The following is a 20,806-nucleotide window of genomic DNA, read 5'->3' on the forward strand; positions in this document are numbered from 1 at the left end:
TCAGATCTTGCCTGGTTCTTGACTTATTCTCAGTAATCTTTAAGAAGTTCAAGTTTGACAAAAGTTTTCCAATCAAAAGCTTGCGCTTTACAGGATTTAGATCCAATGAAGAAATTTTACTGGTTAATCAAAACCCTTTCACTAGAAGTCATCATGCTATCCATTAGCCTAATCGTTGTAGTAGAAATAATCAAGTTTGCCTCATAGCATTTTCAGTCAGTATCAATAGGTTATAAAATAGCCTGAAACCTAAACGGTAGCGGGCTACTTTTGATTTTTCATCCATTTATAGGTGGGTTATTTTCTGCCTGTAGACATCATAAAAATCTCGCAAACAAACATTCTAGATTTTCTAAAAACAGATTCTGCATCTTGTCTAGTTCTTGACGATTAATTTCTATATTAAGAGACATAGGGAAAGGCGATATGAAATCTCCACCGCTTTGGAAGCATAGCTCCTTCAATAGGTGAAGAAACCTTCAAGTATATTTCCTATCTCTTTAGTTCAATCACTACCTACTCACTTCAAAAAAGGTTCAACACCATGAAACGTATCATTCTTTCCATTCTGTCTGCTGCTGCTGTCGTGGGTGCCGTTGCCCCAATGGCCAATGCTATGCCTAATCGACTTGACAATCTGCATCAGGCCAACCTCAACGGTGTTTATCTTAACCCTAGATCAGCCGATGCTACCCATCAAACACCAGGGCAAACTCAGTCCGTACAGCAGGCTAGCCCTAGTCGTCTTGACCAACTGCGTCAGGCAGGTTTAGACGGGGTCTATCTTAACCCCAGACAAGTTGATGTAGCCAATCAAGGTAGCCAGGATACACATAACGTGCTAGTCCAAACTCAGCAAAACCAACAGCCTATTTCAAAATTGATGGCCTTACATTCTACCAATGTAGCCAATCGCTAGGCTGAATTGAGGTGATACTAAGGCTCATTCTTTAATCTTTAGTAATGGCTGGCATATTTCTGCCAGCCAATTTACTTAACTTTCTGGCTCTTGATCACGTCAGACTAAAGCCCATGTTGAAGTGGCAGCCTCATACTGCTGCAAGGTATTTCAGGGTTCAAATCAACTAACTCCTTTGGGAAAATAAGATGAACAAGGTTGCAGAAGTCACTATTTATTTCTGGATCATGAAGATCCTGGCAACGACCCTTGGCGAGACAGCAGGCGATTTCATTTCGATGTCGCTGGGCCTGGGATATTACGTTGGCTTCGCGATCACATTTTCGATTCTGACAGTTATTCTGTTTACTCAGATTAAAGCCGATCGATATCGTCCGATTCTCTACTGGACGGCCATCATTGCTACAACCACAGCCGGAACCGAAGTTTCTGACCTGATGGATCGCTCTCTAGGGCTTGGCTACGCCGTAGGTTCATTAATCTTAGTCGCAGGTTTACTCGCTGCACTAACAATTTGGTACTACAGAGATCGAGATTTGAGCGTTTATCCCATTTTCAAAAAGGATGGGGAGACAATGTATTGGCTAGCGATCGTATTCTCCAATAGCTTAGGGACAGCCTTTGGCGATTTTCTGACGAGCAACCTTGGGCTGAGCTATATACATGGTGCATTTGTAACGGCCAGCGTTATTGGTATAGTCATTGCTCTACATTATTGGACGCAATTAAACGATATCCTACTGTTTTGGGTGGCGTTTATATTCACACGCCCTTTCGGGGCCACGTTTGGGGATTTTCTCACCAAACCTATCAACACTGGGGGGCTTAATTTGCCCAGGAGTTATGCTTCGGTAGTTACCTTGCTTTTACTCGCAACCATTCTATTCTTTTCAATGCAGAGTGAGAAACGAAAGCTTAGCCCCGTGCGTAAACCCCACAAAATTCGCTATTAAATCGAAGATACATTAAGTCTTTAAGAGACTGTAGGATGCTCCAAAGCTTTTGTAGCGGTTGGAGCATCCTGTCTTTTTGTATATATCTATTTTTCAGAAAACACTATTCCATGCCAAATTTTCTTCAAAAGTATCTTTACCTCAGAGTAAATTCTGGCTATTTATTGACATATACAATGCATCTAGTTTCTGAGCCATACTTTTTGAGAAGGCCCTATATCTTGCATAGTTCTTGACAATTCGCTTCTATATTAAGAGACATAGGGAAAGGTTAGATACTAACTCCACTCTCTTCAAATCCTAGCTAACTCAATGAGTGGAAAAAACTTTAAGCACATACGCTTAACTCCTTTGCCCAAATGCTGTTCACTTTTAAAGAAGGTATAACACTATGAAACGCTTCATCTTTTCCGTTTTGTCTGCTGCTGCTGTCGTTGGTGCCGTTGCCCCAATAGCCAATGCAATGCCCACCCGTCTCGAGAATCTGCGTCAAGCCAATCTCAATGACGTCTATCTGAGCCCAAGACAAGCTGATGCGCCCCATCCAGCGTTAAGCCAGGGTCAGCCCACCCAACAGGCCAATTCAAGCCGCCCTGAGCAGATACGCCAAGCTCACTTTAATGATGTTCATCTAAACTCAATGCCAGACCGTCAAGTTAGACAGGGTGCTCAAGGAACATCGGCCCAAACTCAGAGAGACCAACAGCCTAGTTCAAGGATGCAAAGGATGCACCTCGAAGACATAGGTAAGCGCTAGATTAGACTCAACAAACGTTCTCACACTTCAACACACAAATAAATGCCCCAGAGAATCTCTAGGGCATTTTCTTATTAAAGTAACCTTCCTACAATCTGAAAGGCAGTTTTGATTTAAAGCGACCATCGATGGAATGATTGTCCTGTAAGCCTTATAGGCTCGTTGCTAAAACTATCCGGAGTATTGTTACTGAGTCAACGTTTAAGATGTATGCTCTCAAACTGCTTTAGGTAGGTGGCATGCCCTTCAAGTACTGTAAGCGCAACAAGGCGACGCAAGCCATTACCCATAAAAAGCCCACACTGTACCCAGCGATAACATCGGTGGGCCAATGCACGCCTAGATAAAGCCGACTAAAGCCGATCGCCGCAATTAGGAAACAGGCTAGTCCATAAACCAGACGCTTATATTTTGGGAACTGCGTCGCCAGTAGGTAGGCAGAAAACCCATACAGCACCATTGATCCTAGGGCATGGCCGCTGGGGTAGCTAAACGTTTTTTCTGAAATCAGCAGCGGCCAGAGTTGGGGACGGGGTTTGCCAAAGGCAAGCTTTAGGCCAGTACTTAGAATAGTGCCTCCTAAACAGGCTAGGGTAAACACCTTAGCCTCTTGGCGAAGGCGTCGCCACCACAGCAGTATTAATACAGCAAGTGCTAGAGGAATAACAAAGCTAGGATTGCCAAGGCGAGTAATCCCTAGCATTAGCTGATCTAGCCTTGGATTCGCAAACTGATGAATCCAGAGCAGAATAGTTGTATCAAACGCAAAAGCCTCTTGCTCCCAGACCTCTTCAGAGAGCTTAGCCAATAAAAAGATGATTAGTAGACAGAGCCCTAACCCTGCTGTGCTGATGAGAGCAAGTAGTGGGGCTATTCGAGGATAAAATCGTGCTAACCAGAAGTTAGCTAGTCGATGTAGAAAAGAATGCATCGTCAGTATTGGAAATTAAAGTGCAAGTGATAGCCAATATTTACAGCGGTAAGAGTGACCTCCTTGATGGTTAGGCTCAAGAACTAAGAAACTTACTGCTCAAGTGCTTGATAATTTTTGACCGTCAGTGGGAATTGAATTTAGCACGTATGCGGCAGTAGTTGAGCAAGATGCGTCGGTAGCAGTCAGACTCTAAAGAGTTTGTCGCGATCGCAGCTTCTTTAATCGGTGTCGACGCAGAGCTGAGGGTTTTTATCCTGGAGCACTGGGTAAGTTGGATGGGCTCAAGCTGCTTGTATCTCGCCACTCCATTTGCGAATAGTCACCATGACGCTGGCAGGCGGTATTGCCGCTTTAGGGTCGCGCCCTCGGGCAAGGAGCCCGGTGGGCGCATCCCAGTCTTGTAAGTCTAGGGATGAGACGTTTTTCAAAGCCCTTGATTTTCGTAGATCTGACGACTACGCATTTGTACTTATTGCAAAACTGGGATGCACCCAGCCCGGTACAGCCACCGCTGCCCTGTCCACCCAGCTCAGTGGCTGACTATCAAGTACTATCATCTACGCCCTAGTTGAGATGGGGGCTTTTTTTAGTAAAGCTATTCACGCACCTGTATTAAGAGAAAGACAGTGCTTTGCCTGCAATACTTGCGTGACAAAAAGCTTGTACGCCCTATTCATAGGGAAACCTCCATACGTAGGACATCTCAAAGTAAATGCGGGGTAGAGGCTTGCCCTATCCCGCATTTGCTGATTTTTACCTACAGGGTCTTACCAATTTAAAGACCTGATGCCATCAATTGACGTTGCTCGGTTTGTTAGGATTCAAAACGGGGTTAATTGCTCGCTCGGTCAGACTAGGATTTTGAGGATTAGAATGACTTTTTGTGGTAATGGGAAACATCCCAGGGGCAGGGGCATGAGGCTTTTCGCCAAGCATTTGTGCCTCTCTTGACGGTAGTTCTCCTCGTACACCGTGGCTACCCATAGAGGCCTGAGCTGTACCTGTAAAACTAGCCATAGGTACAAGTAATGCTGCTGCTGTCATACCACTTAAAACGTATCGTTTAGCCGAGAATTTCTGGGTTTTCATTAAGGAGATGTCCTTTTCTTTCAACAGTACTATTATGAAATACTGATATAGCAATCTTGCTTCATTCCTGTGTCGATCTAGTGTATCAACCACTATCAAAACTCGTCGCTTAATTAGCATTATCCTGGCAGCAAAAAACCCTAAGTAGTCAGAATTTATGTCATCATCTGACTACCACCAGGAAATTTATACGGCACTTTCCACTCTAGTGAGGTGCAAATTAAGATTTGGAATTGTCGTACAGCAAGGGCTTAGGTCTTTTGCTTTACCTCACTAGGCTGAAAAGGGCTGTGACGACATTTAGAGTCTCCTAATAGTCAACTTCTCGATGATAAATTTTCGATTTTTCTCAGGTAAGAAATTTTTAGTAGATCACATTAGTAGCGAATTAAGCTGTCAGGCTAGATTTTTCCCATAGGCTCATTCTGGCGTTGTATACATCTATTTTAGACTTATGTAGAATGATCTTTTTCACTTCTTGATAAACTTATAAAGCATCCTCTTAAGTTCTTGCTTAGCGTCTTAAGTTGTAGATTACTTTTTCCAGATACCACTGGTCTGTATGGCCAGGGTGGTTTCTCTTTTCATATGCAATTAGGCGATCGGCCGTATCCTGATTGCTGTGAACTATGGTCAGTAGCTCCCGCCGCAATCGCTCATTAGTCGAACCTTGAAGAAATCTATTAATAAGATTAGTAGCCATTTAGCTGAACTCCTTGATCTGAAGCGTTATCTTGACTATAGATAACGACCGTCAAGAATTGGTCAAGATAGTGAGTTAGTGAATTTTTGGCAAGCCTGCTCACCTGCTTATCATTGCTGCTGGCTGACTCAAAATAATATCAACATGGCCACAGCTTGAATAGTTATGGCAAATCCGATCAGTCCAATCATGGTGCGGTCATACAACATTCCTATAAAGGCGCTACCGACAAACCAGGTCAAGCCATAGTCCACATATAACAATCTGAACTGATTCATGTATGTAGGACGGGCATCTAAACCATGCAGGCAAGACGCTTGCCCTACGGCTTTTCACCATTCACGCAGGATTGCTATAGAAAATACCAAATGCATCATCCGGCGTCAGTTGGCACTAAGGCTACAATCAGCGCTTTCATAATTGATTCTTGGATACCTATACCAATGCGCCAAAGCATCATTTCTAATAGAGCCATGGATACATTGCTAAGAAAGCTAGTGGCACAGCCTGCCTGCTCCGCCACTAACAGCACGGCTGCGGCTTCCCAGCGTCCGGTTAAAGCCAGCAGCATAATTGCTCCCGTATTGATGGTGTAGCCCAAAATCATGAAATCAAGCTGAATTGCGCTGTTAATCAATTATCAACTAGCTCTTCTCCGACTCTAATCTGATCTTTTCGAGTGACGGATAAGTAAACAATCAGAATTAAAATTGTAGTGAGAAAGATCATGCTGGTTCCTACGGTACCAAAGCCAAGACCACCATTGGTAACCGGCTGCGAGAGTAAATCACCTGTAGAGGCTCCCAGAGGTCGAGTCAGGATGTAAGCTAGCCAAAACGCCAAGATTTCGTTCATATGAAGGAAGTAGTCGGCGGCGGCAACAAGCGCGATCGCCGCACCAAAGACCAAGGCTGACTGGAAATAGCCCAGTCCAGAGGCCTCGGCCAGCAGATCTCCAGCTGCCGTCCCTAAAGCGAAGGTAAAGAAAATAGTAGCCCAGTAAAATAGCTCTCTTTTAGCGGTACGGATAGAGTGCATTGCCAGTGTTTTTTCGCTTAAGTACCAGGCAGCAAAAACTACAGCTAGGGCAAGGCTGAAACCTATGGTAGCTGCTAGCTTAGTAACCCCAAGGTTATCCACCAATAAATCTGTAATCAACGTCCCAACAATGCTAACCAAAACAACTACTAGCCAATAATTTGCTGGGATATATCGCTTCAACCTAAACTGGTTTAAAAGTACCCCTATCAACAATCCGCTCATGATGTACGAGGTGATAACCAAGCCCAGATTGAGCGTTGCTGATAAAAAATCTGCGGCGGTTTCGCCGACTGTTGTAGCCATAATTTTAATAATCCAGAAGTAAAGCGTCACTTCTGGGACTCTGACGAGTTGCTTTGGAACGGTGTCTAGAGTGCTCTCCACGATATTTTCTCCTGTTTGGGTTGCTTATGTTTTGATTAAAGGTCTTCAGATCACCGCCAAGGAAGATAATCCCTGTCAAGATCTCAGATCTGATGGTAGCCTTGGCGGTCAACCCGTTTGAATCCCTCTGAGTTCAGTCTGACCATAGCAAGCAATCGTCAGGAACTCGTCAAGATAGGTTTCCTGAGCCGAAAAATCTAGTTTTCAGTGTTCTAGCGCCGTTAAACACTCAGCCAAGAGTCTGTTTTGCCCGATCTAGCCCAGCTATTTCCGGGCTGCTCTCTTAGCCCATTATGCGAACCCTGCCGTACCTCCGGATGGCTAATGGGATGTCGACGCTTGGTGCGAGACTACGAAAAGTTGCCGAAAACATCGGAAACCCTCATCTACTTGGCCATGATTCGTATCATGGTCAGGCGATTGGCATAATTTTTGACCCCGTCAGACTTTTCAAACGTCCTCTTACATGTAGCGCTATCAACGCTTTGATTCTGCAAGTTTAACTAAAGATAGCTGATGCTACCAATCTCCTCTGTAGTGTCCTGATTTATAATCGGCAAATATTTCAGATCACCCTGTTTAAGTACAGTAGACAATATGCCAGTTTGTGAGTTCATTACATTAACTCTTGAGTAAGTTTCACTGATGAATCGTGACCAGATAAAAATTGCCACAGGATTCTTTGCTAGGGAGTGAATCAAAGACAGTGTCTCAAATATATCCACAGAAGATAGTGAGGTGACATGCATGTCTCTGAAGGCAATCCAACCTTCTCTTGATACTTTTAATCTAAAACGGACGGTCAAGAACCCGACAAGTTATAAGTATTCATGGTGGGCAGTTTAGTGCCCTTGTCTCTGACGGTGATCGCCGCACGCTAATCTCACTTCAAGCCTTAGCATTTATAGGTAAATGCACGATAAAGCAACTGCCAGCGCCTAAGGTACTTTTGACTTCAATGCTGCCCCCATGGCTTTGAATGATGACTTGAGTAATTGATAGCCCTAGACCAGAACCGCCGTCATCATAGCTGCGGGCCTGATCAGCTCGCCAAAAGCGCTCAAAGATTTGCTCAAGGTTTTCTGGTGCAATGCCAACACCAGTGTCATATATGCTCACCCGGAGTTGTTGCCCTAAACGTCTAGCTTCAACCTTGACTTTGCCGCCTGCTGGGGTATATCGAATGGCGTTTTGCAGTAGGTTGGTAAAAGCTCTCATTAAACTAGCAAAGTCGCCTTGCAGGAATAGCGTTGCCTCCAAGTTGGCCGTCAGCTCAATTTGCTTATTTTCAGACTGGGGATGATAGAGTTGCACCAAATCATATAGAAGATCCGAGAGATTGACAGGGGCTAGTGTCATTGTTGAAGCTCTGTCTGTTCTGGCTAGCAGTAGTAAATCTTCTGTGAGCCGTGTCATTTGCTCGGTGGCACTGATCACTGCACTCATCACCTCATGATCTTCTTCACGCATCCCGTCTGGGTATTTGAGAGCAACTTCCACATTGCTAGAAATAGCCATCAGCGGACTACGCAACTCATGTGAAGCATCTGCCGTAAACTGCTTGAGGCGATGAAAGCTAGCTTCAATCGGCTGCATCGCTTGGCGGTTTAGCCAAATGCTACCGGCACTACTAAGAATGACGGCAACAATTACCCCGACGCCTAAACCGATATCTAGCTGAAACACGGTTTCATCAAACTCATCCAGCAATTGGCTTACTCTGACGTAACCAATGAGTTTCCCGGATTCAGTGCTCAGGATAGGCAGAGTAATAGACTGAATTGAAGGCTTTCCGGTTTGAATCTCTACGACTGCCTGCGGATCAAGCGGAGCATTAGGGGTATAATCGCCTTGCTGCTTAACTAATTTTTTTTCTGTGTTAAACCACTCCAATGCTTGATACTTATCGATGATTTTTTGAGCCAGAAATTCGTTTTCAACTTGGAGTTGACCATTGTCAATTTCAGCATTGCCTACTGCACCTTGACCTAGCGTGATCAACCGCTCGGTCAGTTGTTGCTTAAGGTTACGGACAAATACAAGTCGAACTGCTAGAGCAAACCCTGTTAGAACAAGGGCAATGACTAAGAGGTTGGCGATCAGTAAACGATAACGAATTTTTTCGAACATCCTGATGCTATTATTAAGAACTAGAAATCTAAAGGAATTAGTCTATATCCCATGCCATAGACAGTTTCGATCATGTCGTTCAGGCTGCCTGCTGCTTTGAGCTTACTACGTAGATTTGTTAGATGGGTTTTAATCGTGCCTTCACCAGAGAATTGATCAAATTCCCAGAGTTTATCGAGTAATGCCGAACGACTGATAACCTGACCAGGATGGCGAAGAAAATATTCTAAAATCAAATATTCTTTGGGAGTAAGTGATAGAGCAATTTTGTCATAGGTGACGACTTGAGTGGCTGGATCTAGCTTTAAGGGGCCGTAGTGCAACGTAGGCGGAGTTAACTCTCGACTGCGGCGCTGGAGCGCTCGAATACGCGCGGCTAGCTCCTCAAGCTTAAACGGTTTAATTAAATAATCATCGGCTCCAGCGTCTAGGCCCATGACTTTATCGCTAGTCGTGTCTTTGGCAGTAAGCATCAAAATTAGAGCCTGACATTGAGCCGCTCGCAGCCGCCTGCACAAGTTGATCCCATCTAATCGGGGCAGCATCACATCTAGCAGGATTAAGTCGTAGTCGGTGGCCTGGGCATAATCCCACCCTTCTAGACCATCCGGAGCGATATCGACACTGTAGTTTTGGTGTCGCAAATCTTTAGCTAGAGGATTTGCAATGCGGGTATCATCTTCAATAATGAGAATTTTCATGGCATTTAGCAATTTTATGAACTGAGCAGTTTACTGAGTGCTAGATCGCTGGTGGGTGATAATGTAGCTGGGGTGATCAATCTCGTTAATGCGGTTCAGGGGCGAGTAACATAAGGCGGCATTGCCAATAATACGATCTCGCAGCACAAAGCCCTATCCAGAGGTATCAAAGGTATTGTCGCCTAACACTAGATAATTGTCGGATGGGACAATAGCGGAGCCGCAATAGTAGATAGGCAGTGTAGCCACATATTTCTCCCTCAAGGGTTGACTATTGACATAAACTCGATCACTGGAGACTTCCACTTTTTTACTGGGCTGCCCAATCACTTGTTTAATGAGCGTCTCATGGTCGTTTTGCTGCTCTAAAGCTTGGGAAGGATTCAACACAATGACATCCCCTCGATTAGGTAAGCTAAAATCACAACTTAGTTTATCGATCATTAGGCGATCGTTGACCTGTAATGTTAGTTCCATTTAACCGGAAGAGATATAGCATACCTCGGACATCAAGGTATAGATACCAAAGGCCAACATCAGACTCAGTTCCAGAATCTTTAAATTTCGATAACTGCTGGACTGAGAGTTGAAGGATAAACTGCTTTATGAGGCATAAGTCCATTGGGAGATATGGAATATTGACCTCAGATTCTGAGATCTTGATTGCTAGCCTAGCCAATAAGGGTCAAGAATTCGTCAAGCCAGCAGCATGAATGGATATAGCGGTTCTCACTCGGATAAAGTACAGGTTAAATGCTCAAGTCTATTAATCTCAACAGTTTCCCAAGTCGAGGTGCAACTCGTACGTTCAGGAACCGCTATAGAAGCGACTCAATTTTTGGGAATGACCGGTTTAAGTCAATTCAAACCAATAGTCCGGACACTTTTCTAAGCAAGCGCTGAACCGCCCATTCTCTCGTTAGCCGTCAAAAACTGACTGGAGTGTTGTCAATCAAAACAATAGTCCGGACACTTTTCTAGGCAAACGCTGAAACTCTTGATATCTCGTTGGCCAGGCTGATGATGAAGGGGGCTGAAACCCTCATTCTATCGTTGCCCGCTAAAAACTGTCCGGAGTGTTGTCAAAAGTATTGCCAAACTTATTGCTGCGACCCCGGCAAATACACATCTGCCGCTGCTTGCACCACCTGCTGCGCCCCCGCCATCGCCTCGGCATGCCTAGTTCGATTCCCCTCATCGAGCGCCTCCGAGATATTCGCCCCAATCAAATTCGCCGTCGCCGACTGCTGCCGTAGCTGCATCAACTGCTCATAGCTGCCCGACTCCAGCTGACTCTGATGGCCCACCATATCCGTCAAATTCTTCATCACGTCCTGGGTCACATCCAGTGACTGAGCTGCCTGCGACTTATCGGAAATGGCCCCCAACGCCTGCTGCGCCGCATCCATCTCCTGCTTCATCGCCGCCTGCCCGTCGGTTCCCAACACCGAAGTCGCCATACTGCGGGCACTTTCCCGGTCGGTCGCATTCGCCAACGACTGCTGCAACACCACCGGGTTGGCGTTGAAATTATCCAACCGCTGCGACGCTCCCGATGCCTGTCCAGCCAAATCCCCGGTGCCATCGCTGCCAATCACCTGGCCCACCGCCTGCCAGTCTCCCGGCGGGTCAGGGATACCCAACTCTCCGGTGTTGCCACCCAATACATCGCCCAGCACACCGCCCAAAACATCATTCACCGTGTGGGTGTAGTAGCCCTCAAAAATCTGGACATACTGATTCACAATACTTTTGAAGGGCTGCAAGATATCAAACGCCTGGGCCGGAGCTATCAGGATTCCGGCACTGCCCAGGGATAAGGCTAGGAGCAGCACGGAACGTTTCAGGGTAGGTCGAGCCGCTTAACGGGTGACAACATACCTAAAGCGCTTGCTGCATCAGGGATAGAGCATAGAAACCTCGCTGAAAATAGCGGTGTTTGTGGGGTTTGAGTGCTATCAGGTGGCGCGCCCAGTCGGCCCATAATTCCATGGCATAGATCCAGCGATGGCCATAGAGGCCGAGACTAAAATCACTCTGGCGAGGCGTCTTGTCGTGGTGCTCTTGGATACGCCCAGCATACTGCTCTACCCCGAGGTGTTTCATCTGCTGCCCATACATCGTGGCCCAACTGTAGGCCAAGGCGATCAGCAACACTAAGGCTAAAAACCGAGAGTCATTTACCTTGGCATTTTCCAGGTGATAGCCGCCCGTCTTGCAATCTTTGAAGAACTGTTCAATGCCCCAGCGACACCGATAGACCGCTAAGGTTCGTGCCAAGGTAGGCAAATTAGACAAGATATACCAGGGCTCTTTAGGCCCCTTTTGGCGGTACTTTCGCTTCCAATAGACGGCTAAGTTAAAGGGGCCAAGGCCATCGCCTTTATTGCACAAAATGCCCTGATAAAACCGAGACTGTCCTGGCTGGAAGCCCAGGTCTCTGAGCACACGGTAGTCGCCTTCAGAATCGGTTTGGAAATGAAGCGCTTTTTTCTGCCGGAGCGCAAAGAACACCCCTCGCTTATCCAACCAGGCCGCCAGTTTAGGGCTATGGAACTCCCGGTCACCCAGCACGAGCACCGGATAAGACTTGAACAAGGATAGGGCCGTTTTGAGGAGTCGCTGTTGCGTTGTTAGGTCACTACTACCCGCCTGCCCTAACAACTCCCAATAGACGGGTAAGGCGTGAGTCCCCCATACCACGCTGACCATAAAGATATTCCGTCCTCTCCATTCCGTGCGGTCGATAGCCAGAATCCAATAGCCATATTGATGATGTTTGAGCGTTCTTAGACGGCGGCGTTGGTCGCGGTTCAACCCCCGTCCCGTTTGCACTTGCCGAATCCAATACTCCCGGTTCGCTCATTTCTAAGGTGGTTCGTCAGATACGGGCCCCAGCAGGGTGTAAATACTTACCGGGAAGTTGAGAGCCTTTAAGATCTGCTGCTGTAAAGGCGTCAGCTCCGTCAGATGGGCATAGGTCTGCCCTCGTGCATTCACCATGACTAGAGTAATGTCGCGAAAACTGGCCAACAGTAATTCGGCTGTCGGACGTGCCGTCGCCCGCTTGGGATTACCGATATATAGCCCTGAGAGGGTTTCTTGGTGACCAGCTAAGGCTTGACGCATCTGAAACTCCACCAGCGTTAACAGCCGCAACCCCATCGAGAGTAAGCGAATTAATCCCTTGATATGGTCTTCACGCTGTAAGTACATCGGGGAGAGGGAGAGGGGATGCCCTTTGAGTCGGCTAAAGCTGTGCTCCACCAGATATTCTTGGCGGTAGACCGTCACGGCTTGAGGCAACGATAATGCCGCTGCGGGATGATTGGTGACATAGACCCGCCAGCCCAAGGTTTGCATCTGCTGGTTGATGGCCTCAGTTTCTAGGGTGCCATTCACCTGGAATCGACGGTGCTCCACCATCCGAGCCGGGCGGTCCCGGTAGCGACGCACAGCGTGTTGCTCCACCTGTTGTGAGTAGGTGAGTTGAACGTAGGCCTTGACCCGGTAGCGGGTGAGAATCGCCTCGGCGGCTTGCGCTAAGGCGACCTCATCGGGAAAGGCTTTCTGGCCGCGCCCCGATTGGTTGAGCGCCGCTAGGCCGTCTGGGCGTGCTCAAGTCGAGCTTGGAAGGCCTGCTGGGCGGATTGAGCATAAGCCAAGGAGTACACGACCAATTGCCGCTCTGACCACGTCCAGGTGTGTCCGTCCCATTCTCCTGTGCGGGTCTGGGTCTGCTCATAGCCTCGGGCAATCAGCGCGGTGTGACCGTCGGCATAGTCGTAGTGAATCTCCTGCAACTCAACGGCCCCTTGCTCCACTGGGTCTAGGTAGGCCTGCATCGCCTCCGCCTTGAGTTGAGTCCCACCGAGCGGACAGAGATAGTAATCGCCTGTGGCCTGGAGAAAGCAACGGGTCGCTAGACTGGCCATCTTGCTGTCACCCACGTAGAGCAACCCAGACTGACTGAGGGTCTGACGCACCTGCCCAATGGCCGGAATGTAGAGCGGGTCGTCGGCGCGCTGCCCGGAGACAATCTCGGTCGCTATCGGTAGCCCCAGCGGATCTAGCGTCGCCAGCATCAGCTTCAGTTGGGGCAGGTCGGGGCGATGGTCTTTGCTATGGCCATATTGGAACAGCCCTGACTCATTGACCGTCCAATCCCCGCTGACGCTGGTACTATCCAGACGCAGCCGTTTGGGGTGCAGGTCATACACCTGAATCTGACGCTGATTCAACGCCGGTTCAAACAACGCCCATTGGGCATCATCACTGAGATATCGCAACACGCTTTCTAGGCGGTCGTCACTCAGGTCAAGGGCGCGAACCGGTTGCTGCAAGCCCTGTTGCAAGGTTTCCTGATGTCGCTCTACCCAGGCCTGCACGGGGTTTAACCGGTGATCCGCTTGGGACAAAATGTGGCTCAGCCAAACTATCACCACATGGCCTAAGCTGAGCCCCTGCCAGTTCCCATGGGTCGGAAAGTAGTCGTCGAGCAGGGGTTGCACGTCCATCCGCTGCAGTTGGGCCAGCAACAGGGGAATATCGTCAACCCGTTCGGTGATAACGGTTAGGGGGGTATCCATAGCCCTAACCTATCCCAATTGGCTGACCTCATTTAAAAATGAGCGAACCGTGAGTGAAAAGCTCGAGAAGCTACGTTTTTGAACGGAGTATCAAGATGTCCAATAGAATGATCTATAGCAATCCGGAATGATTCGTGAAATATATCAGTATAATTACTGAGGATCCAGAATTCTGATGCGAGGTGTGATGGTCATGCCCACCCCCCAGACTAAGCTCAGCAAAACCATTGCCATTGAAGAACTCAAGGCCTTTATCAGTGCTGAACGTGATGGTCGCCAAGTGAAGAAAGCATTGGCCGTCAAACTGATCTATCAGGACTATGGCTATGAGGCCATCACCGCGATTCTCGATGTATCGCTGGGAGCCCTGAGCAAATGGAAACAAGCCTATGAGCGGGACGGCTTAGCCGGGTTCCGCCCTCAGCATAAAGGTCGCAGGAGTTATTTGACCCCGCTAGAGCGAGAGGCCGTATTGCAGTGGTTACAGGCTAAAGCGATCTGGGAACTGAGTGAGCTGGAGTATCATCTGGCCGAGACCTACGACGTGGTGTACGAGTCTAAGCAAAGCTACTACGACTTGTTTGAAGCGGCGGGTTTGAGTTGGAAAAAGACCAGTAAAGTGAATCCAAAGGCGGACGCTAAGGCGGTGGCCGCAAAAAAGCCGAGATCCAGCGGCTATTGGCACGTTACCGAGACGAGATCGAAGCCGGGCAGTTGAGAGTGCTCTTTGTCGATGAATGTCATCTCATGAGTGGTGACCTTCAAGGCTACGTGTGGGGACGAACGGGGGAACGGGTTGAGGTGCCTATTGTGAACGAACGAGAGCGTCAAACGTATTATGGAGCCTTAGATTTGCTCAGCAAGCGCCTGATTGTTCAAGGGCACGAGAAAGGGAATACGACCAACACCATGGCGTATCTCAAATTTTTGCAAACGCAATGGCCAGAGCAACGGTTACTCTTGCTCTGGGATGGGGCAAGTTACCATCGCTCCCAAGAACTCCAAGACTTTCTAGGCCAAATCAATGCTGGATTAGAGCCCAAAGCCTGGAAAATCCATTGTGTTCGATTCGCACCCAACGACCCGAGTCAAAATCCCATCGAAGATGCTTGGCTACAGGCTAAAACGTGGCTAAGACGGATGTCAGGGCTGCGTCCCTGCTTCTCGGCGCTCAAAGCCCTCTTCGAGCAGTTTTTTAGGCTAGAGGTGTTTAATTTCCCAAAAATGCATCGATACGGATCCTTTTCATGAACCAAATAGGACTGCTATATATCTATAAGACGCATTGAGCGGAGTCGTTTTGCTCCGCAACGCTATCGCCAACGCGAAGCGTCTGCCGCAGGGAGAAAACCCGGAAATTCCAAGTAAGGCTTAATTTGGTCCTCCTGCTTAGTAGATTAATTACCTCTATTGAAATGCTCTATGCAATAAACTCAGCTTATTTTTTCTATCGAGAATTGCAGTCGGATTTCGCTGTTTTCGGGGTTCCACAGCCGCAGAAAACAATATAGACTTAATGCCATGAAGAGAAGACATAGGATTTACTTTTATAAATCCTATGCCGCCAACCGGGGTCACCCCCCAGAGCTATTCCACCACTTACCCATGTCGTTTACGGCGCTCTTGAGCTAGGGCGTTGCAAGGAGATTTTATGTCTGATTTTTCGAGAGTCACCCGTCGTAAGTTTCTGGCCACTGCTGGGGTGTCGGCAGCGGGGGCAGTCTTCCTAAAAAGCTGTGCCGGCAACCCCCCTTCCGCCAACGCCCCGACAGAAACAACAGCTTCAACCGCCGCCCCCGGTCCCATCGCCGCCAACGACACCCCCGAGACCACCACCATCAAGCTGGGCTACATTCCCATCGTGGAATCGGCGGCGATGATCATCGCCCAGGAAAAGGGTTTCTTTGCCAAGTACGGCATGACCGGAGTCGAGGTCTCAAAGCAGGCCAACTGGGCCTCCGCCCGCGACAACGTCACCATTGGCTCAGCCGGGGGCGGCATCGACGGCGGTCAGTGGCAAATGCCCATGCCCCATCTGATCAGCGAAGGTATCATCACCAATGGCCAGAAGGTGCCCATGTACGTGCTGGCCCAGCTCGAAACCCAGGGCAACGGCATTGCCGTCTCCGGCATTCACACCGGCAAAGGGCTGGGGCTAGATATTTCGGGGGCCGCCGACTACATCAAGGGCTTTCCCTCGACCCAGGGCCGCAAGTTTAAAGCCGCCCACACCTTCCCCAACGTCAACCAGGACTTTTGGATTCGCTACTGGTTTGCGGCGGGCGGCGTAGACCCCGACCAGGACATCGACCTGCTGGCGGTGCCTCCGGCAGAAACGGTGCAGGGCATGCGCAACGGCACTATGGATGCCTTTAGCACTGGCGACCCCTGGCCCTACCGCATCGTTGCCGACGACATTGGCTTTATGTCGGCCCTGACCCACGAGCTGTGGGCCTTTCACCCCGAAGAGTACCTGGCTATCCGGGCCGACTGGGTAGACGCCAACCCCAAAGCCACCAAGGCTCTGCTGAAAGGGTTAATGGAAGGCCAGCAGTGGATGGATGACCCGGCTAACCGGCCTGAGGCAGTGAAAATTTTGGCGGGACGCAACTACTTTAATGTGCCCGAAGAGATTTTGACCCCGCCCTACAAAGGTGAGTACGCCATGGGCGACGGCAAGGCCGACTTTAAGGACATCAGCGTCGGCCCGCTGTACTGGAAAGACCCGATTGGCAGTGTGTCCTATCCCTACAAGAGCCACGATCTGTGGTTCCTCACCGAAAGCATGCGCTGGGGCTTCCACAAAAACCAGCTCACCGACTTTGACACCGTTCAGCGCATTATCGATCAGGTCAACCGCGAAGACCTCTGGCGCGAAGCCGCCACCGAAGCAGGCTTCTCCGATATTCCCGCCAATACCTCGCGCGGTATTGAAACCTTCTTCGACGGCATCAAGTTTGATCCCGCCAACCCCGAGGCCTACCTCAGCAGCCTCAAGATTAAGCGGGTCTAGGGAGAAGGGTGGATGAGTAGATGGGTAAAAGGGTATGGCGAGCGACAGCCTACTTTACCCATCTACCTGCCCACCCATCCATTCATCTCCCGCCAGTCCTGGTTCGGAGAGAGATGACCAGAGGCAAGAGAATGCGGTCCCCATCGCCAACAGCAGCCCCATTCACCCTTGCCTCGGTCTCTGAACCAGCCTGCCCCGGCCAGTCTCCCTCACAAAAGGTCGGGGTGGGTTTCCTCTTCAAAACCGTGCCAACTTCAGTCCATTCAACTTCAGTCCATTCAACTTCAGTCCATTCAACTTCAGTCCATTCAACTTCAGTCCACTTAACACAGAGATAAAACCAATGGTTACCCAAGCACCTTCGAGAATGCAGCCGCGCTCCCATCCAGTTTTGGCCTCCATTCAGCAGTTTTGGCAGAAACGCGGCCCCGACCTGATTCCTCCCCTCATTGGCATTGCGGTATTTTTGACGGTGTGGCAGCTGGTGTCGTGGTCGGGCATGACCCGCCTGCCGGGGCCGCTGAGTTTGTGGACCGATACCCGCACCCGCGAGCTGTTGCTGTACCCGTTCTACGATCTGGGCGGGCTGGATAAGGGGCTGTTTTGGCAAACCCTGGCCAGTCTGGGCCGGGTGGCCCAGGGCTATACGGCAGCAGCGGTGGTGGGTATTGCGGTCGGGGTTTTGGTGGGCACTAGCCCCTGGCTCAACAAGGCCACTTACCCAATTTTTCAGTTTTTGCGGATGGTGGCCCCGCTGGCCTGGGTGCCGATCGCCCTGGTGGCGCTACAGCAAAACCAGCCCGCCGCCATCTTCGTTATTTTCATTACCGCCGTGTGGCCGATTTTGATCAACACCATTGAGGGCGTGCGGCAAATTCCAGAGGACTACGACAACGTGGCCAAGGTGCTGCAACTGTCGCGCAAGGACTACTACTTCAACATTTTGTTTCCCTCGGCGCTGCCCTACATTTTTACCGGACTGCGGATTGCGATCGGTCTGGCCTGGCTGGCGATTATTGCGGCAGAAATTGTGATGTCAGGGATTGTGGGAATTGGCTTCTTTATCTGGGATGCCTACCAGCAAAACTACATCAGCGAGATTATTTTGGCGGTGTTTTACATCGGCTTTGTGGGGCTGTTGCTCGATCGCCTGATTGCGTTCTTGCAGATGAAGATCGCTCCGCTGCGCAAGTAGCTGACTCCCCTCCTCGGAGGGGTGCCCGCAGGGCGGGGTGGGTTCCATGGACTGGGCTAACCCATCCCTACCCCTCCAAGGAGGGGATTGATGGCATTCAACACAACGATCGCGAGGATAAAACTATGAGTTTATTGGTGGCAGTAGACCAGGTGGATAAGGTGTTTTCCCTGGCCGATGGCGGTGAATATATTGCCCTTAAAGGCATTGATTTAACCATCAAAACAGGTGAATTTGTCTCCTTTATTGGCCACTCCGGCTGCGGCAAATCAACTCTTTTAAATATGATTGCTGGCCTGTCGTTGCCCAGCTCTGGGGTGCTGACCCTGGAGGGCAAAAAAATTACCGAACCCGGCCCCGATCGCATGGTGGTGTTTCAAAACTATTCGCTGCTGCCCTGGCGATCGGTGCGCGAAAACATTGCCCTGGCGGTTAAGTCTGTCTTTGGCGATCGCCCCAGGGGTGAACAGCGCGCCATTGTACAAGAGCACATCAACCTGGTGGGGTTGCAGCACGCCGCCGACAAAATGCCCGACCAGCTCTCGGGGGGCATGAAGCAGCGGGTGGCGATCGCCCGCGCCCTGGCCATTCGGCCCAAATTGCTGCTGCTGGATGAACCCTTTGGGGCGCTGGACGCGCTGACTCGCGGCAATCTGCAAACCCAGCTGATGCGGATCTGCGATGAGAACAACGTCACCGCCGTGATGGTCACCCACGATGTGGATGAGGCGGTGCTGCTCAGCGATCGCATCGTTATGCTCACCAACGGCCCCGGCGCTGAGATCGGCAACATTCTCGACGTCGATATTCCCCGCCCCCGCCAGCGTATGGAGGTGGTCGAGCACCCCAGCTACTACAGCCTGCGCAGCGAGATCATCTACTTCCTCAACCAGCAAAAGCGGATCAAAAAGCGCCGCGCCCTCAAAACGGCCGTGGTCGCCCGCCACGGGCTGGAGAAGGTCAACCTGGACATTGGCTTTGTGCCCCTGACTGCCTGCGCCCCGGTGGCGATCGCTAAAGAGAAAGGCTTCTTTGCCAAGCACGGCCTCGATGAAGTCAACCTGATGCGCGAAACCAGCTGGCGCGGCATCGTCGACGGCATCGCCGGAGGCTACCTCGACGCCGCCCAGATGCCCTCGGGCATGCCCCTGTGGTTTTCCCTCGGCGGCCACAAAAACATTCCGCTGCCCGTGGTTTCGGCCCTGACCATGACCCGCAACGGCAACGCCATCACCCTGGCCCGCCGCTTCTACGACCAGGGCGTCCACAGCCTGGATGCTTTTCGGGAGATGCTGCGGCGCACCCCCGAAACCCAGCACCGCATGGGCATGGTGCACCCGTCGTCGATGCACAATCTGCTGCTGCGCTACTGGCTGGCGGCGGGCGGCATCGACCCCGACCACGACCTGGCCCTGCAAACCATCCCCCCCGCGCAAATGGTAGTGGACCTGAAAGGTAACTCAATTGATGGCTTCTGCGTCGGCGAACCCTGGAACCTGCGCGCCGCCATGGATGAGGTGGGCTTTACCATCGCCACCGATCGCGAAATCTACGACGGCCACCCCGGCAAAGTGCTCGGCGTGCGCGAAGACTGGGCCACCGCCTACCCCAACACCCACATCGCCCTCACCAAAGCGCTGCTCGACGCCTGCCGCTACTGCGCCGACCCCGAAAACGAGCTGGAGATTCGCCAGATTCTCTCCCGCCGCACCTACCTGGGCACCGCGATCGAGTACATTCACCTGGGCAACCCCACCACCAAAGTCTGCACCCTCGACAAACCCATGCGCGAGTACGCCCACCACCTGTTCTTCGGCAACGGCGCCAACCGGCCCAGCCGCACCGAACACCTCTGGCACATGGCCCAGCTGGCCCGCTGGGGCGATGTCCCCTTCCCCCGCAACTGGCTGGAGATCCTCGAACGCATCGTGCGCGTTGATGTCTACAGCACCGCCGCCCGCGAACTGGGCCTGCTCGACGCCAAATTTACCCGCGGCAGCATTCACCTGTTCGACGGCACCGACTTCGACGCCGAAGACCCGATCGGCTACCTCAACAGCCTCACCATCAAGCGCGACATCACCATCGCCGAGGTGCTGCTAGACGCGCCGGTTGCGGCGATGGCCGCGTAGGGTGTGGAGGGGTAGGCGGGTGGATGGGTAGATGGGTGGCCGCGATGCATTGGATAGCCTATTCCCAGATCTCTGATGGTGCATTGCTGGCGCGAATGCACCCTACGGAACGGGGTTGGGGACCTCAGGGTTTAAATCCTCCACCCCCCTCATCGGCAGGACAGAGGTTTAAACCGATGATCAACCTATCCTTTCCGTTGGGTCCAGGGCGGCGGAAAGGCCCTGGTCGAAGGGGGTCTGGGGCCAGCGAAATGGCCCCAGCAGTA

At 50.5% G+C, this 20,806-nt stretch carries 15 protein-coding genes and 3 pseudogenes; 8 read left to right on the plus strand and 10 right to left on the minus strand.

All coding sequences use genetic code 11. From position 1 onward, the window contains the following. Positions 1 to 544 precede the first annotated feature (544 nt). The 3 genes from LEPTO7104_RS40830 to LEPTO7104_RS40835 all read left to right on the plus strand — a co-directional run bounded on the left by LEPTO7104_RS40830 (position 545) and on the right by LEPTO7104_RS40835 (position 2,629). Positions 545 to 919: a hypothetical protein gene (locus LEPTO7104_RS40830; RefSeq protein ID WP_155524017.1), complete on the plus strand. Its 375-nt coding sequence runs from the start codon at positions 545 to 547 to the stop codon at positions 917 to 919. 188 nt (positions 920 to 1,107) lie between these two features. Next, positions 1,108 to 1,872, plus strand: coding sequence for a COG4705 family protein (locus LEPTO7104_RS0130585; RefSeq protein WP_017302381.1), 765 nt, complete (start codon positions 1,108 to 1,110; stop codon positions 1,870 to 1,872). Positions 1,873 to 2,263: 391 nt separating this feature from the next. Beyond that, positions 2,264 to 2,629: a hypothetical protein gene (locus LEPTO7104_RS40835; protein ID WP_155524018.1), complete on the plus strand. Its 366-nt coding sequence runs from the start codon at positions 2,264 to 2,266 to the stop codon at positions 2,627 to 2,629. Positions 2,630 to 2,855: 226 nt separating this feature from the next. Here the strand turns inward: LEPTO7104_RS40835 and LEPTO7104_RS0130595 are convergent, their stop codons facing one another. The 4 genes from LEPTO7104_RS0130595 to LEPTO7104_RS0130610 form a co-directional block, all read right to left on the minus strand. Continuing rightward, positions 2,856 to 3,560: a phosphatase PAP2 family protein gene (locus LEPTO7104_RS0130595; protein ID WP_026073223.1), complete on the minus strand. Its 705-nt coding sequence runs from the start codon at positions 3,558 to 3,560 to the stop codon at positions 2,856 to 2,858. Between the two features lie 795 nt (positions 3,561 to 4,355). After that, positions 4,356 to 4,652, minus strand: a complete 297-nt coding sequence (locus tag LEPTO7104_RS40840; protein WP_155524019.1) for a hypothetical protein — start codon at positions 4,650 to 4,652, stop codon at positions 4,356 to 4,358. 1,076 nt (positions 4,653 to 5,728) lie between these two features. Next, complete coding sequence (locus tag LEPTO7104_RS0130605; protein WP_026073224.1) at positions 5,729 to 5,992, minus strand: hypothetical protein; 264 nt, start codon at positions 5,990 to 5,992, stop codon at positions 5,729 to 5,731. Then, positions 5,989 to 6,780 (minus strand): COG4705 family protein, encoded by a 792-nt coding sequence (locus LEPTO7104_RS0130610; RefSeq protein WP_017302384.1) that lies wholly within the window; start codon positions 6,778 to 6,780, stop codon positions 5,989 to 5,991. Before LEPTO7104_RS0130610 ends, LEPTO7104_RS0130605 begins: the two co-directional genes overlap by 4 nt. Positions 6,781 to 7,086: 306 nt before the next feature. On the opposite strand from LEPTO7104_RS0130610, the pseudogene LEPTO7104_RS39080 reads away from it, so the two are divergent. Next, positions 7,087 to 7,209: pseudogene (locus LEPTO7104_RS39080) on the plus strand (IS5/IS1182 family transposase); the annotation flags it as partial. A 459-nt stretch (positions 7,210 to 7,668) separates the two neighbouring features. Here LEPTO7104_RS39080 and LEPTO7104_RS0130615 read toward each other — a convergent pair. The 6 genes and pseudogenes from LEPTO7104_RS0130615 to LEPTO7104_RS43980 form a co-directional block, all read right to left on the minus strand. Next, on the minus strand, positions 7,669 to 8,910 hold the full coding sequence (locus LEPTO7104_RS0130615) for a sensor histidine kinase (RefSeq protein ID WP_017302385.1): 1,242 nt from the start codon (positions 8,908 to 8,910) through the stop codon (positions 7,669 to 7,671). 20 nt (positions 8,911 to 8,930) lie between these two features. Beyond that, the gene (locus LEPTO7104_RS0130620; protein ID WP_026073225.1) at positions 8,931 to 9,611 is read right to left on the minus strand and encodes a response regulator transcription factor; all 681 of its coding nucleotides are present in this window, start codon (positions 9,609 to 9,611) and stop codon (positions 8,931 to 8,933) included. A gap of 153 nt (positions 9,612 to 9,764) precedes the next feature. Next, a complete protein-coding gene (gene lepB / locus LEPTO7104_RS39680; RefSeq protein ID WP_083887224.1) occupies positions 9,765 to 10,088 on the minus strand; it encodes a signal peptidase I in 324 nt (107 codons plus the stop codon). A gap of 623 nt (positions 10,089 to 10,711) precedes the next feature. Continuing rightward, positions 10,712 to 11,446 (minus strand): hypothetical protein, encoded by a 735-nt coding sequence (locus LEPTO7104_RS0130630; protein WP_017302388.1) that lies wholly within the window; start codon positions 11,444 to 11,446, stop codon positions 10,712 to 10,714. A gap of 46 nt (positions 11,447 to 11,492) precedes the next feature. Then, positions 11,493 to 12,464, minus strand: a pseudogene (locus tag LEPTO7104_RS36350) (IS4 family transposase); the annotation flags it as partial. A 15-nt stretch (positions 12,465 to 12,479) separates the two neighbouring features. Continuing rightward, positions 12,480 to 14,200, minus strand: a pseudogene (locus tag LEPTO7104_RS43980) (IS1634 family transposase). A 232-nt stretch (positions 14,201 to 14,432) separates the two neighbouring features. Between LEPTO7104_RS43980 and LEPTO7104_RS43985 the strand changes: the two are divergent. From LEPTO7104_RS43985 to LEPTO7104_RS0130670, 4 genes are all read left to right on the plus strand, one after another. After that, positions 14,433 to 15,451, plus strand: a protein-coding gene (locus LEPTO7104_RS43985; protein WP_155523829.1) for an IS630 family transposase whose coding sequence is annotated in 2 segments (ribosomal slippage) — positions 14,433 to 14,862 and positions 14,862 to 15,451 — 1,020 coding nt in all. Because the reading frame shifts where the segments join, the coding sequence is not laid out codon by codon here. A 400-nt stretch (positions 15,452 to 15,851) separates the two neighbouring features. Beyond that, positions 15,852 to 17,213 (plus strand): CmpA/NrtA family ABC transporter substrate-binding protein, encoded by a 1,362-nt coding sequence (locus LEPTO7104_RS0130660; protein WP_017302390.1) that lies wholly within the window; start codon positions 15,852 to 15,854, stop codon positions 17,211 to 17,213. A 367-nt stretch (positions 17,214 to 17,580) separates the two neighbouring features. Further along, a complete protein-coding gene (gene ntrB / locus LEPTO7104_RS0130665; RefSeq protein ID WP_026073226.1) occupies positions 17,581 to 18,408 on the plus strand; it encodes a nitrate ABC transporter permease in 828 nt (275 codons plus the stop codon). A 125-nt stretch (positions 18,409 to 18,533) separates the two neighbouring features. After that, a complete protein-coding gene (locus LEPTO7104_RS0130670; RefSeq protein ID WP_017302393.1) occupies positions 18,534 to 20,540 on the plus strand; it encodes an ABC transporter ATP-binding/substrate-binding protein in 2,007 nt (668 codons plus the stop codon). Positions 20,541 to 20,806 lie beyond the last annotated feature (266 nt).

It is taken from the genome of Nodosilinea nodulosa PCC 7104 (genome assembly GCF_000309385.1).
GTDB classification, from domain to species: domain Bacteria; phylum Cyanobacteriota; class Cyanobacteriia; order Phormidesmidales; family Phormidesmidaceae; genus Nodosilinea; species Nodosilinea nodulosa.

What these genes read in the sequence shown, in the direction of transcription:
- LEPTO7104_RS40830 (WP_155524017.1), top strand. Translation starts at nt 545, where the DNA reads ATGAAACGTATCATTCTTTCCATTCTGTCTGCTGCTGCTGTCGTGGGT.
- LEPTO7104_RS40840 (WP_155524019.1), bottom strand. Translation starts at nt 4,652, where the DNA reads ATGAAAACCCAGAAATTCTCGGCTAAACGATACGTTTTAAGTGGTATG.
- LEPTO7104_RS0130595 (WP_026073223.1), bottom strand. Translation starts at nt 3,560, where the DNA reads ATGCATTCTTTTCTACATCGACTAGCTAACTTCTGGTTAGCACGATTT.
- LEPTO7104_RS0130615 (WP_017302385.1), bottom strand. Translation starts at nt 8,910, where the DNA reads ATGTTCGAAAAAATTCGTTATCGTTTACTGATCGCCAACCTCTTAGTC.
- LEPTO7104_RS0130620 (WP_026073225.1), bottom strand. Translation starts at nt 9,611, where the DNA reads ATGAAAATTCTCATTATTGAAGATGATACCCGCATTGCAAATCCTCTA.
- LEPTO7104_RS0130660 (WP_017302390.1), top strand. Translation starts at nt 15,852, where the DNA reads ATGTCTGATTTTTCGAGAGTCACCCGTCGTAAGTTTCTGGCCACTGCT.
- lepB (WP_083887224.1), bottom strand. Translation starts at nt 10,088, where the DNA reads ATGGAACTAACATTACAGGTCAACGATCGCCTAATGATCGATAAACTA.
- ntrB (WP_026073226.1), top strand. Translation starts at nt 17,581, where the DNA reads ATGCAGCCGCGCTCCCATCCAGTTTTGGCCTCCATTCAGCAGTTTTGG.
- LEPTO7104_RS40835 (WP_155524018.1), top strand. Translation starts at nt 2,264, where the DNA reads ATGAAACGCTTCATCTTTTCCGTTTTGTCTGCTGCTGCTGTCGTTGGT.
- LEPTO7104_RS0130670 (WP_017302393.1), top strand. Translation starts at nt 18,534, where the DNA reads ATGAGTTTATTGGTGGCAGTAGACCAGGTGGATAAGGTGTTTTCCCTG.
- LEPTO7104_RS0130585 (WP_017302381.1), top strand. Translation starts at nt 1,108, where the DNA reads ATGAACAAGGTTGCAGAAGTCACTATTTATTTCTGGATCATGAAGATC.